The sequence below is a fragment of the Oligosphaera ethanolica genome (assembly GCF_030814695.1).
GTDB classification, from domain to species: Bacteria; Verrucomicrobiota; Lentisphaeria; order Oligosphaerales; family Oligosphaeraceae; genus Oligosphaera; species Oligosphaera ethanolica.
Window position 1 is genome coordinate 2,221,251 of sequence record NZ_JAUSVL010000001.1, and the last position, 13,416, is coordinate 2,234,666.

7 protein-coding genes are annotated in these 13,416 nt (G+C 62.5%); 6 read left to right on the forward strand and 1 reads right to left on the reverse strand.

What is annotated here, in order from left to right; genetic code table 11:
* Positions 1–116 precede the first annotated feature (116 nt).
* The 4 genes from J3R75_RS07475 (at position 117) to J3R75_RS07490 (ending at position 8,281) form a co-directional block, all read left to right on the forward strand.
* Positions 117–3,758, forward strand: coding sequence for a DUF6259 domain-containing protein (locus J3R75_RS07475; protein WP_307260866.1), 3,642 nt, complete (start codon positions 117–119; stop codon positions 3,756–3,758).
* Positions 3,759–4,172: 414 nt separating this feature from the next.
* On the forward strand, positions 4,173–6,158 hold the full coding sequence (locus J3R75_RS07480) for an alpha-L-fucosidase (protein WP_307260867.1): 1,986 nt from the start codon (positions 4,173–4,175) through the stop codon (positions 6,156–6,158).
* Positions 6,159–6,294: 136 nt separating this feature from the next.
* Positions 6,295–7,257, forward strand: coding sequence for a thiamine pyrophosphate-dependent dehydrogenase E1 component subunit alpha (locus J3R75_RS07485; protein ID WP_307260868.1), 963 nt, complete (start codon positions 6,295–6,297; stop codon positions 7,255–7,257).
* 34 nt (positions 7,258–7,291) lie between these two features.
* The gene (locus J3R75_RS07490) at positions 7,292–8,281 is read left to right on the forward strand and encodes an alpha-ketoacid dehydrogenase subunit beta (RefSeq protein ID WP_307260869.1); all 990 of its coding nucleotides are present in this window, start codon (positions 7,292–7,294) and stop codon (positions 8,279–8,281) included.
* A gap of 40 nt (positions 8,282–8,321) precedes the next feature.
* On the opposite strand, the gene J3R75_RS07495 is transcribed toward J3R75_RS07490, so the two are convergent.
* Positions 8,322–9,191: a PHP domain-containing protein gene (locus J3R75_RS07495; protein WP_307260870.1), complete on the reverse strand. Its 870-nt coding sequence runs from the start codon at positions 9,189–9,191 to the stop codon at positions 8,322–8,324.
* A gap of 143 nt (positions 9,192–9,334) precedes the next feature.
* On the opposite strand from J3R75_RS07495, the gene J3R75_RS07500 reads away from it, so the two are divergent.
* Together J3R75_RS07500 and J3R75_RS07505 are read left to right on the forward strand one after the other, a co-directional pair.
* The gene (locus J3R75_RS07500; RefSeq protein WP_307260871.1) at positions 9,335–11,416 is read left to right on the forward strand and encodes a PEGA domain-containing protein; all 2,082 of its coding nucleotides are present in this window, start codon (positions 9,335–9,337) and stop codon (positions 11,414–11,416) included.
* A gap of 80 nt (positions 11,417–11,496) precedes the next feature.
* The gene (locus tag J3R75_RS07505; protein WP_307260872.1) at positions 11,497–13,134 is read left to right on the forward strand and encodes an ATP-binding protein; all 1,638 of its coding nucleotides are present in this window, start codon (positions 11,497–11,499) and stop codon (positions 13,132–13,134) included.
* Positions 13,135–13,416 lie beyond the last annotated feature (282 nt).

Sequence of the window (13,416 nt, forward strand, 5' to 3'; positions counted from 1 at the left end):
GCCTGTTGTTTTTTGGGCGGCGCGGGCTAGATTCACTGAGGCTTTGTCGCTATGGACAAAAACACACGCCAATAGGCGCGATTCCATGCTCATTATATCGTCGGGGAGTTGACACTATGGACGAAAAGATTCGCAGACAGGCCGATCAGTTCATCAATGAAGAGAGCCAATTCCACCTGGGCTTTCTGCCGACGGAGCAATCCAACCCGCTGACGCACGGTTTGGAGGACGATTTTCGGCGCTCGCCGCTGGCGGGCGTGCGCACACTGCAGCGGGTTGACCGCGAAGTGCTGGCGATGGCGCAACGGGTATTGGCGGCGGCGCCCTACGCGCGGCTGGTCGACTGCGGCGAGCGAACCATTCGGAGCGGCGGCCGGATCATCTTTTCTGGCTGTGGCGCGACGGGCCGTCTGAGCATATTGCTGGAGGGCATGTGGCGCGACTGCTGCGCCAAGGACGGCGCGGCAACGCCCTATGCCGACCAGGTGGAGAGCATCATGACCGGCGGCGACTACGCGCTGGTGCGCTCGGTGGAATTTTTCGAAGATTACGCGGCCTTTGGTCGTCGGCAGGTCCAGGATGCGGGCATGAGTTCCAAGGACATGCTAGTGGCTATTACCGAGGGCGGCGAGACCTCGTCGGTCCTGGGCACGGTCGACGAAGCGTTGGCGCGTGGTGCGGCGGTCTTCCTGCTCTTCAACAATCCGGCCGAGCTTTTGGCGGAACGCTTGGAGCGTTCGCGGCGGGCGATTCGCGATCCGCGCGTCTGCGTGCTTGATCTCAGCTGCGGTCCCATGGCGCTGGCGGGGTCGACGCGCATGCAGGCGACCACCGCCGAGCAGCTCATTGCGGGCGCCGCCCTGGAAAGTGTCATGCACCGGCTCCTTGGTCGGCCCCAGCGCGACTACGCCACGGACTTTGCGGCGCTGCTCAGCTCACTGGAGCGCGACGACAATGCCCAGGCCATCGCCGATTACATGGCATTCGAGGCCGACGTCTATCGCCAGAAGGGCAAAGTCACCTACTTCGCCAATGATTTCATGCTCGACATCTTCACCGACACCACCGAGCGCTCGCCGACCTTCATGCTGCCGCCTTTCCGCCGGCGGGACAACAAGAGCGCGCCGGCGTCATGGGCCTTTGTCAAGAATCCCCTCGGTGACACCGCCGAGGCCTGGTCGCGGAGCATGCACCGGCCGTTGCGCTGCCTCAACTGGAACGTCGCCGACTACGACGCCATGGGCACTGCGGACAAGATTCGCAGCAATCCGCCCGCGCTCAGTGCCGCTGATCTCCTGCAGTTCCCCATCGGCGCCGAAGAGCTCGACGAGCGCTGCGATCAAGCCGCCGATGCCGCCGTGATGGTCATACTTGCGGATGACGCGCCGCTGCGCCAGGCTTACGCCGCGCTCCGCCCGCGCTTCCAGCGCCATGCCGTGCTGGCACTGACCCCGCAACGCGACCTCCCCGATGCGGTCGTCATCAACGCGGCCGACGCCAGTGGCGCGCTTGGGCTGATGAAGCACCTCGCGCTCAAGCTCGTGCTCAACACCGTCTCGACAGGCACCATGGCTCTCCTGGGGCGCATCACCGGCAACTGGATGAGCTGGGTCGATTGCACCAACAAGAAACTCCTCGACCGCGGCACTCGCCTCCTGGTGGAAATTGCGCAGGTGGACTATCGCCAGGCCTGCGAGACGCTCTTCGCGGCGTTGGACGCCCTCAAACACTTCAGCGGCGAAAAGCCCTCGCCAGTGCAAGTCGCTCTGCAATGGCTGCGCCGTCAGACGCCAGCGACCCTCGCTGATTTCCTCCGCGACGCCGACGAAGGCTGGCGCGTCGTCATCGGCAAGGCCGGCGGCGCCGCACCGCAGCGCTACAGCTCGACGGATATGCTGCGCCGCAGGCAGGACATCTGCGCCGACGGCAAGAGCGCCACGATCGTCTGGGAGGGCCATCCCGTCCTAGGCGAGACCTTCCGCGCCACGGCGACGTGGACGCAGTGCGCCGACGGCCGCTTCGAGGGCCGCTGGGAATGTGACGGCTACACAGGCGACGAGTTCTTCGAGGAAGTCCACTTCCCGATCATCCGCGCGCCTTTTGACCGCAGTTCACGCATTTTGCTCGGCAGCTGGGACACGGGCTTACTACTGCATGACGCCACGCTTCCCGGCCCCGGCGCAACCCGGCACGACGCCTTCCGGTCCATGCAGTTCAACGCGCTGCTCAATACAGCCGGCCCCTGCGTCTATGTGGACCATCGCGATCCGGACTGGTATAGCAAGGCCAGTGAATTCACGGTAGCGGCTGACAGCTGGTCCGCGACCTACAGAGGCATCTTCATGGTCGGCGCCGGCGCTGCGCCGACGGCGGGCTGTGCCGTGCCCTATCCGTCCAGCGTGGCCTATTTTGCCGGCGACTGGTATGACGCCGCGCAGATCTACAAGCCATGGGCCTGCGCGCAGTCGTGGTGGGCGTCCCGGCCAACGGCGAATCCCATGCGGGACATCGCCATGTGGGTTTGGAACCGCGGGCTGATCGAAGACGTTGTGCCCACAGTTGAGAAACTCCAGCAGGACGCCGGCGTGCCGGTGGCCCTCGACTGGTACTGGTGGCACAACAACGCCTACGACACCGACTACCCCAATTTCTGGCCGCCGCGTGAAGGCGTCGGGCCGTTCCGGGCCGCCGTCAAGCGCCTGCGTGATCAGGGCATCTACAGCCAGGTGTACGTCAACGGCGTCTGCTGGGACCTCGATGGCGTCGATTTTGAAGAGGGCGGTCGCGACGGCGTAGTCGTCAGACGCGACGGCACGCCGAATGCCACGGCCTTCAACAAGTATAACCTGCACCGCCTGGCCTATATGTGCGGCGAGGCACCGGCTTTCCACGACCGCATCAGCGCACTGCTCGGCGAGCTCAAGGCCAGCGGCCTCAATGGCCAATATCTCGACATGATTGGCTGCGCTTACCACATACCCTGCTACAACCCCGCCCATAAACACAGCAAAGGCGGCGGTAACTACGTGGTGCAGGGCTACCGGGGCCTGCTGGAGCGACTCCACCGCGAGTTGCCAGACTACCCCCTGACCACCGAGACCGCGCACGAGGCCTACATGGACCTCTTCGATGGCTCTATCATCTGCAATTCGACCTCCAGCGAGCACCTCGGCATCACGCCCGACACCCTGCCGCTGTTCACCGCCGTGTACCACGGCAAATACGCCTTTTTTGGCAATTACGCCCATCCCGACGGCATACCGCCATGGGACCCCAAGTGGCCCGCCGCCGACCGCTGGCAGCATGAGCAGCCGTGGCACAAACTCTATCCGGACCAGTTCGCTATTGAGCTCGCGCGCACCGTCGTCTGGGGTGCCCAGCCCATGATCTGCCATATCCGCCCGGCAGTCCAGAAAGACCCGGAATTCGCGGACATTTATCGCTTCATCCTCGACACCGCGCGCTTCTACCACGCCCAACGCGCTTTCCTCTTTGATGGCCAGATGCTCTCGCCCGACGGCTTTGCGTGCGACAGCCGCAGCGTGTCCTTCATGGCCCGCATGATCTTCACCAAAGAAGCCCAGTGCCGAATCGTCACCAAGGAGCAGCCCGCCGTCCTCCATTCCTGCTGGCAGGCCCCTGACGGCCGCAAGGCGCTCATTCTGGCCAACTACGGCAGCGACGAGCAGGCGTGGTCCTTCCGCGGACTGAGCGGCCGGCTGGCGCCGCGCAGCTATGCCTGCGTCGATTTGCCCTGAGGTCACAAGCTGAGCAATGCCGTCGCATGTTACACACAAGGAGTGTGAGTTCCATTGCCTCTTCGGTCCCAGTCAGCTTCGCCGACTGGGGCCGAAGAGGCCGAGGAACATGGCCATAAATGGCGTTTTACCCAGGGCGGCGCGCCCCTGCGGGGCGCTTGCCCTGGGCTGGTATGTTTCGCGCTTTCAGCGCTTCTGCCGCTCCGCGGCATTGGCAGACCGGTTACGGCTGAAGGCACCCGCAGCGCTTCTGCCGCTTCGCGGCATTGGCAGACCGGTTACGGTTGAAGACACACAGTAAGATACCCAGTGTGGTTATTGCATAGGTCAGAAGCCTTGTCGAATCGTCATGCAACGCATCTCGCTCCATTTCGGGAGTCACCAACCAGTCGCGCAAGCAAGGGAGAAATTGCCATGAAGCCGCTCAAATGGTGCCTGTTTTTCGACTTTCACACCATGCCGGCCAACCCCGATGTCGGCAAGGACTTTGACGCCGAGGCGCTGGCGGCGCTATTTGCGCAAGCCGGCGTGGACTACGTGGTTTTTCCAGCCCGCTGCAATCTCGGGGTGGCGTATTACCCGACGAAGCTCGGCATACCCCATCCGTCGTTGCATCGCGACATCCTGGGCAGCCTGACCAGCGCCTGCCACCGCCGCGGCATCCGCGTCAGCGCCTACATCAACCTCGGCCTCAGCCATGAAGAGGGCCTGCGGCACCGCGACTGGCTCGTCTTGCCGCAGAATGGCGAGACCTACAGCAAAGATCCCCTGAACAGCTTCTTCCGGCAGATGTGCTACCTCAGTGACTACGGCGAACACGCCATCGCCATGGCGAAAGAGGCCGTGGCGACCTGCGGCGTCGACGGGCTTTTCCTGGACTGCATGAACACGCGGCCCTGCATTGGCAAGGAATGCCTGGACGCGATGGCCAAGGAGGGCGTCGACTGGCAGGACTCGCGGCAGTTGCACGCCTTCAACCAGCGCAAGATTGTCGGCATGGCCAAGCGCCTGGCGGATGCGGTGCGCACGGTCAAGTCCGACCTGCTGCTGTATTTCAACGGCGTGGGCTACGAGGCGCAGCAGTCCATCGGCAGCTATCTGGAGTTCGAATGCCTGCCCACGGGCGGCTGGGGTTACGAGACGCAGGCGGTGGGCTTCCGCTATCTGCGCACCTTCGGCAAGCCCGTGCTCAATATGACCGGCCGTTTTCACCGTTCCTGGGGCGACTTCGGCGGCATCCGTACCGAGGCGAGCCTGGAGTACGACTGCCTTAACGGCCTGGCCAATGGCATGCGGCCGACGATCGGCGATCACTTCCATCCCCGCGGCGACATCAACCGCGCCGTCGCCGCCCTGGACACCCGCATCTACCAGCGACTGCAGAAGCTCGAACCGTGGCTGGAAGATGCCAAGCCCCTGACGGAAATCGCCGTGCCCACGCTCAGGCCTTACCCGGGCTACGACTACCTCGCTTCCGAAGAGCGCGACGACTACAACCGCGACTTCACCGCCATCAAAGGCGCGACGCGTATGCTCTGCGAGCTCAAACAGCAGTTCGACGTGCCATCGCCCATCAGCTCCTGGGAAAACTACCGCGTGCTGGTCCTCGCTGACAGCGTCATCCTGGACGGCGACTGCCGGCAGCGCGTGGCCGATCATCTCGCTCGCGGTGGCGTGGTCATCGCCAGCGCCCAGGCCGGCCTGGACCGCGACCGGCGCGACTTCGCGCTCCCCGAGTGGGGCCTGCAATACCACGGCGACGAGGCAACGGAAACGACTTTCCTGCAAGCCGGGCCGGAGCTTGCCGCCGGGTTACCGGATATGCCTATGGCCTTCTACGAGCGCGGCGTGGTCGTCAGCGCCAAGCCGGGCACGGCCGTGTTGGGCACGGTTGTCGAGCCCTATTACGATCGGCACTGGGACGGGCGCCACGGCTTTGTCTATCTGCCGCCGGACAAGGACAGCGGCAGGCCGGCGGTGACCTGCAACCGCCAGGTCGGCTATCTCTCGCACCCGGTTTTCACCAGCTACTACAAGCACGGCTCAGTGCCCATGCGGCAGCTCGTCGAAAAGCTGCTGGCGCGGCTCTTCCCGCAGCCGCTGCTGCTGACGCCGGGCGCGCCGTCTTTCATGCGAGCGACGGTCTGTTCGCAGACGGGGCGCCGCATGGTCCACCTGCTGGCCTATCTGCCCGAGACGCGCGGTGCCGGCTGCGCCATGATCGAAGAGCCACTGCTGGTCGAACAGCAGCGCATTGCGTTGCGCGAAGACGACCGGGAAGTCCGCGATGTCTACCTCGCGCCGCAGGGCGAAAAACTGCCCTTCAGCCGCGAAGACGGCTACGTCGTGGTCACAGTGCCGAAGCTGCGCGGCTACGCCCTGGTGGTCTTCGCGGAATAAAAGGCCGGCACGCGGCAAATCCGGCCAAGCATCCGCTCGTTGTTCATGCTGAAGACGACAAGCGTAGCGCGTTGCGGTGGCGCCGCGGGGCAAGAATGCCTTGCGGCGCTGGCGCCATGATGAGAGGAAGCACGGCATGAACGACCTGATCAGCAGCAGCGATTTGCTGCACATGTACCAGCGGATGGTCAGCATCCGCGCCTTTGAAGAGACCCTCAGCGGCCTCTTCAGCAAGGGCCTGCTTGGCGGCACGTCCCATTTCTGCATCGGGCAGGAATCCTGCGCGGTCGGCGTCATCAGCGCCGCTCGGGAAAGCGACTGGCTGGTGTCGAACCACCGCGGCCACGGCCACCTCCTCGCCCGGGGGTTGGACATCGCCCGGGTGATGGGCGAGCTCATGGGCAAGCTCAGCGGCTACTGCGGCGGCCGCGGCGGCTCGCAGCACCTCTGCGCCATGGACCGCTGCTTCCTCGGCACCAACGGCATCACGGGCGGCGGCATACCCATCGCCACCGGCGCGGCGCTGGCTCTCAAGTACCGCAAGAGCGACAACGTCGCCATCGCCTTCTTTGGCGACGGCGCCAGCAACCAGGGCACTTTCCACGAGAGCCTCAACATGGCGTCGCTGTGGAAACTGCCCGTGCTGTTCGTGTGCGAAAACAACCTCTACGGCATGAGCAACCCCGTCAGCAAATCCTGCGCCAGCGGTACCATCGCGGTGCGGGCGCCGGCCTACGCCATGCACGGCGAGACCCACGACGGCTTTGACGTCGAGCTCGTCCACGAGGTCACCAGTGCGGCCCTCGCGCGCGTCCGCGCCGGCCAGGGCCCCGAGCTGCTCGAACTCATCACCTACCGGCAATGCGGCCATTCCAAAAACGACGCGCGGGTCTATCGCAGCCGTGAAGAAGAAGCCCACATGGCTGAGCGCGACTGCCTGCTGCTGACAGCCAAGAGCCTCCGGCAGCGCGGCGTCAGCCAAGAGGACATTGACGCCGCAGCCGAGGCTGCGCGGCAGGACGTCGCCGCCGCTGCCGAGGCTGCTCTGGCGGCTCCGGCGGGCGGCCGCGAGCACGCTCTCGACGGGCTCTTCGCGTGAACAGCAGCGGCCGCAGTGCCAGAAAGGCCATAGCATGACAGACGACGAACGCACCATCTACTATTCCAAGGCCGTGAACGAGGCCCTTGATGACGAGCTCGCCCGCGATGACAGCGTAATACTCATCGGCGAGGACATCGGCTGCTACGGCGGCTCCTTCGGCGTCACCAAGGGGCTCTATGACAAATATGGCGCCGAGCGCCTCTGGGAGACGCCCATCTCCGAAAACAGCTTTGTGGGCATCGCGGTTGGCGCGGCGATGATGGGCCTGCGGCCGGTGGTGGAAATCATGTTCATGGATTTTCTGGCGCTGGCGTTGGACCAGCTGCTCAACAGCGCGGGCAAACTGCACTACATGTACGGCGGGCAGGTGACGGTGCCCATGGTGTTGCGCACGCCGGGCGGCGCCAAAGGCGGCTATGGCCCCAGCCATTCGCAGATGCTCAGCAATCTCCTCGTGGGCATACCCGGCATCAAAGTCGTCGCGCCGTCGACGCCGGCGCAGGTAAAGGGCATCCTCAAGGCGGCGATACGCGATCCCAACCCGGTCGTCGTCATTGAAAACAAACGGCTGTATCCCCAGCGGGGCTACGTCCCGGCGGAGGACTACGTCCTGGCGCTGGACAAGGCCGTGATCGCCGCGGCCGGGCAGGACATCACCCTCATCAGCTACTCGTCCATGACGCCGGTGTGTCTGGCGGTGAAAGAGGCGCTGAAGCCGGTGGGTATCGACCTCGAAGTGCTGGACTTGGTCAGTTTGCAGCCGCTGGACAAGGAGAGCATCTTCGCCAGCGTCCGCAAAACCGGCCGGGTGATCATCGTGGAAGAGGCCTGCCTCACAGGCGGCGTCGGCGCCGAAGTATCCGCGCTCATCTCCGAACACTGCCTGGACGCCTTGGAAGCGCCGGTCATGCGCGTGGCTGCCGCCGACATGCCCATACCTTCCGCGCTGGCGCTGGAAAAATTTGTGTTGCCGCAGGCGGAAGACATCGTCGCCGCCGTCAAGCGCATCCGGGAGTACTGAGCAACGCCACGAGCCGCCGGCACATGGCGTCAACGGCGTCTCAGGTGCTTTGCGGGCGGCGTGCTGCGATGCGGTCGATGATAGGCTGGAGCAGACAGTCCGGCACTTGGAAGGGATGGCCTTTGCCAATGCCGAGCCGGAGGCCGGGGATATTCTCACCATGAAAATCCGTGCCACCACTAAGCAGCAAACCGCGTTCGCGGGCGATAGACCTGACTGTGTCGGTCTGGCCCTTGGTATGTTCGGGGTAGTACGCCTCAATGCCGTCCAGGCCGCCGGCCTGGAGTTCTTCGACGATGCGGAGGCATTTGCTGCCGGTCATGCTATTGCTAGTCATGGGATGCGCCCAGATGCTCACGCCACCAGCGGCGCGAAGCGCCTGCAGGCATTCGGCGGCACTCGGGACTTTGCGGCCGACGTAGGCGGGCTTGCCGCGGCCCAGGTAGCGATCGAAGGCGTTCCGCATCGTCCGGCACACGCCCATGCGGACCATCGCCTTGGCAAAATGCGGCCGCCCCAAAACGGCATTTTCATTGCAGGACCGGACCTGCTCCAGGCTCAAGTCGACACCGACTTCGCTCAACTTCACCAGCATCTGTTCGTTGCGCTGGTGGCGGTAGTCCACCAGCTGCGCCATCAGCGCGCGCAGCATGGCGTTGGCCGGGTCAATCCCCAGCCCCACCAGGTGGTAATGCTCGCCGCTGCTCACCGACCCAGCCAACTCCACGCCAGCAAGAAAAGTGATAGCGGGAAATTTCTTTCCGGCATTCATAAATGCTTCGACACCATCTATAGTATCGTGATCCGTCAATGCGAGAGCGCTAAGTCCCGCGGCGTGAGCCAGAGCCGGCATCTCTTCCGGGGCGACAGTCCCGTCGGATGCCGTGCTGTGGCAGTGTAAATCAATCATCGGATTGGCAGCCTTTCTCATACATCAACCAAGATTTCGCCGCCGCCGAGAGCATTTTTGTCTCGTGTGTGCGGACGCGGGGAATAGCCCCGCCAGGAAACGGGCCAATATAGCTCCGAATTGCGCTGGAAAGGGATTTGGACATGAATCTGCGAGTCGTCAAAGGCGATAATCCCGGTCAGGACATCCCGGTCGATGGCGGCGTTTTCGCCATTGGTCGCGAGAAGGACAACGGCTTCGTCATCAATGACCCGGGCATTTCGCGGCACCACTGTGTCTTCCGCCGCGAAGGCGGCCAGTGGTGGATCGAGGACCTCCAGAGCGTCAACGGCGTTGCCGTCAATGCCGTGAAAATCACAGAGAAGACCCAGCTCAAGCCTGGCGACGAGATCACCGTTTTCAACCACATCTTTGTCTTCGAGCCGATGGACGTGGTACCCGTTGCCGCGAATGGCCTCAAGGTGCGCAAGCTCGAACAACTGCCCGGCGACACGTCGGCCATCGCGCCACCCGGGGCGGTGCCAGCGCCCGCGCCAACTTCAGCGCCAGCGCCCGCCAGCAGCAAGGCTGAACCGGCGGCCAGCAATGGCCCCAGCCCGATCATCCTGATTGTGAAGATCGCCATGCTGTTGATCATCCTGGCCCTTGCCGGCTACATGGCCATGCTGATGTTTTCCGGCGATCCGCAGGCCGGCACCGAGCCCATGGAACTGGCCGCCGCTGGCGAAACCGCCGCCGCCGCTCCCGGCGCTGGGGCAACCGCAACGGCACCCGGCGCCGAACAAACGACGGCACTACTTGACCCGGCGACCCTCGACCAGCTGGAGGCACCCGTTGACGAAGCGCCGATGTTTGCCCCGCTGACCGATGCCGCTCCACAGACCGAGCCTACTCGGCTGCGGCCCCTCCCCCAAGCCAATGCCGGTGAGGGTGAGGGCGACGGCGACGATGACGACGATGGCGCCCCGGCACCACTTGCCACCGGCGCGGCGGTCAATCTCGTCCTGGTGACCAGCGATCCCAGCGCTGCCGAGGTCTATCTTGACGACCAGCCCGTCGGGACGACGCCCTTGTTGCTGCGTGATGCGTCTCCTGGACGGCACATGCTGGCCTTGCGCAAGGACGGCTACGAAGACCTCACCCGGCAGATACAGGTCCCGGATCAGCTGCCGAGCCGGCCCTATCAACTGCGGCTCAAGGCCGGCACGCTGCTGATCACTTCCGAACCCAGTGGCGCCTGGGTGATGCAAGGCCGGCACTTCCTCGGTTTGACGCCATTGCTGCTTAGCGACCTGCCCGCCGGCGAACACGAATTCATCTTGCGTGGTCCCGGCTGCGAGCCCCAGAAAGTCGCGGCGTCAGTCAACCCCGCCGCCGGGGAAACCGTGCGCGCCGAACTGGCTTCGCTGCTCGGCAATATCGAGCTAAACAGCCGGCCACCCGGCTGCCGAGTGTATCTCGATGGCGTCCTCATGGGCGAAACTGCCGAGATGGAGGGAAACCCCATGCGCGCCGCGCCCTTTATCCTCAAATCCCTGACCGCAGGCCCGGCCTTACTGAAAGTCGAGCATCCCAGTGGCATCAACGTCACGGGCAAAATCACGATCCCCAAGGGCGGCACCGTCCGTCAACAGGCGGCCCTGTGGGTGCCGACCCACCGCCTCACCCTCATTGACGGCGCAGTCAAGTTCGGACTCCTCCTTGAAGAAAACGAGCTTGGCGACGTGGCGCTGGAAGAAGTCGGCCGGCGCAGCGCTCGCTACCTCAAACCACAGATCGCCGAACTGCATCGCCTGAGCAACGCTGAAATCACCGATTACATCGCCCAAAGCAACAAAAGTCGCCAAGACGCGGCCGCTGGCGCCGGCGGCGAAGCCTTGGAACTGGCCCGCAAAGACGACCTGGTCATGAGTGTCGCCGATATGCTCCAGGACCTGCGGCGGCTGACCATCAACGACTTCAATGCCGCGTATCGCGACAAGCAAATACGCATCAGCGGCAACTCGTCAACGCGCTATAAAGACAACACCGAGACCATTGTCGTCGAGTTCGGCACCAAGGCCATTCGCTGCACATTTGAAAAAAACACGCCCAACGAAGACTGGGAGATCATCTCCCAAGCCGCCAAAGCCAAGACGCCCATATCCGTCCGGGGCTTTTGTGAGGGTCTCAAAAACGACATTGTCGTCATGAGCAACTGCTCGCTGGTCATGGGATTCCAATAGCCGCGCAGAATACGGAATCAAGATGGGAAGGGAAGCGCAAGAGGCAAACAGGAACCGGTCTGTAGCGCTTCAACTGTATTATGAGTATTGAAGGGCAACTCAGCGACTACAAATCCCTGCGGGCTATCACCGGCAATAACTCCGAATGGGCAGAGCTGGCCAAGGATTGTGTTGCCTTTGCCAATGCCCAGGGTGGACAGCTGCGAATTGGTATTGAAGATGGCGCAAGCGAGCCTCCTGCAGGGCAAAGTGTTCCAACAGAGTTGATCGAAAAAGTTCGTTCCAGAATTGGCGAATTAACAGTCAACGTGACGGTTGGCGTACAACTCCACCGATCGATAGCCACTGGCGGAGAGCATCTGGTGATTAGGGTTTCGCGTTCCGTTTCACCGGCTTCGACAACTGACGGGCGTTTTTACCTACGGGTGGGCGACGCCTGCAAGCCGCTGGTCGGCGAGGAGGTGCAGCGGCTGCTGGCAGAACGCAGCGCCCAGCCATGGGAAACCTTGACCTCGTTGGGGGTCTCGCGAAACGAATATGACCCAGCCCTTCTTGCGTATTTCGTTTCCGGCATCCGTGCATCCAACCGGGTCAAGGCTTGCATCAAGGAAAAAAGCGACGAAGAGCTGCTCGACCACTATTATCTAGCCATTGGGACTCAGCTAACCAACCTGGGTATCCTATGTGTAGGCCGCCGCGAACACCGCGCTCAACTCGGTTCCGCGCCGATCATCCAGTCCATCAAGTACGACGAGGCTGGGCGCAAGGTCAACAAGCTGCTCTGGGACGATCACACCTTGTCCCCGATGCAACTGGTTGATGTCGTTTGGCGGGACATTGCTGAATTCCGGGAAAGTTACGAATTGCCGGATGGGCTTTTCCGCCAACATCTTCCTGTCTACGATGATCGCGTTGTTCGTGAATTTCTGGTCAATGCCCTAGTTCATCGCCCCTACACTCAGCGCGGAGACATCTACATAAATTTGCACCCTGACCACCTAGAAGTAATCAACCCCGGCCGGTTGCCATTGGGAGTAACCCCGCAGAACATCCTTCATCAGTCCGTTCGACGCAACAATGAATTGGCGCGAGTTTTTCATGATCTCGGGCTAATGGAGCGTGAGGGCAGCGGTTACGATCTGGTGTACGAGGTGCTTCTTTCGCAGGGCCGTCCTTTGCCACAACTTGTTGAAGGGCCAGATTACGTAAAGGTGGTCGTTGAAAAGCGCATCGTTAAGCCCGAGGTGATCGACTTTCTGGTGAAGGCCGATCAGAGCTACCAGCTCCGGCAGCGCGAACGAATCGTACTCGGATTGTTGGCACAGAGTGAAGGCTTGACGGCGCGTGAACTGGCCGTCGCATTAGAACTGCCCGATACTGACAAAATAGCGGTCTGGCTGGGCCGCCTGCCGGAAATCGGCATTGTGCGGCAGACCGGGCGCACCAAGGGCACGCGCTATTTCGTGGAACCTGAGTTCTTGCGGCGGCAGGAGTTTCCCAGCCGAACCAGCTTGGCTCGTATCGAACCACACCGCTTGGATGCCTTGGTACTTGAGGATATTTCGCGATATCCGGGAGCGGCAATAAGCGAGATTCATGAAAGAATAGGGTCGGAAATCAAGCGGCGACAGGTCAAACTGGCGTTGGACCGCCTTTGTGCCACTGGTAAGATGCGACCGGTAGGAGACAAGCGTGGCCGGAAGTACTGGGCGAGATAATGGATGATTATCGACGGAATCATCGCCAATAAGCAATACGCGTCGATAGTTTGCGTCGATAATTCACGCTAATTTATTTGCAATCAATTATTTACACTATTGACGTATGATGACTTGCGGTCAAATACAGGAATAACGTGGAGTCTTAACCGACATGTCCCCACCTCTCCACGGAAGAACCTCTCATTCAGCAGACCATCATCGGGCTCATGGGAGTATCTGTGCTGCCCAGCTGAAATTCCTGCTGCCTCTCCATCTGCCGCAGGCCGTAGACAAGCGCAA

Bases quoted from the DNA above. Each gene is read 5' to 3' on its own strand.
- J3R75_RS07475 (WP_307260866.1), top strand. From the start codon at position 117: ATGGACGAAAAGATTCGCAGACAGGCCGATCAGTTCATCAATGAAGAG.
- J3R75_RS07480 (WP_307260867.1), top strand. From the start codon at position 4,173: ATGAAGCCGCTCAAATGGTGCCTGTTTTTCGACTTTCACACCATGCCG.
- J3R75_RS07485 (WP_307260868.1), top strand. From the start codon at position 6,295: ATGAACGACCTGATCAGCAGCAGCGATTTGCTGCACATGTACCAGCGG.
- J3R75_RS07490 (WP_307260869.1), top strand. From the start codon at position 7,292: ATGACAGACGACGAACGCACCATCTACTATTCCAAGGCCGTGAACGAG.
- J3R75_RS07495 (WP_307260870.1), bottom strand. From the start codon at position 9,191: ATGATTGATTTACACTGCCACAGCACGGCATCCGACGGGACTGTCGCC.
- J3R75_RS07500 (WP_307260871.1), top strand. From the start codon at position 9,335: ATGAATCTGCGAGTCGTCAAAGGCGATAATCCCGGTCAGGACATCCCG.
- J3R75_RS07505 (WP_307260872.1), top strand. From the start codon at position 11,497: ATGAGTATTGAAGGGCAACTCAGCGACTACAAATCCCTGCGGGCTATC.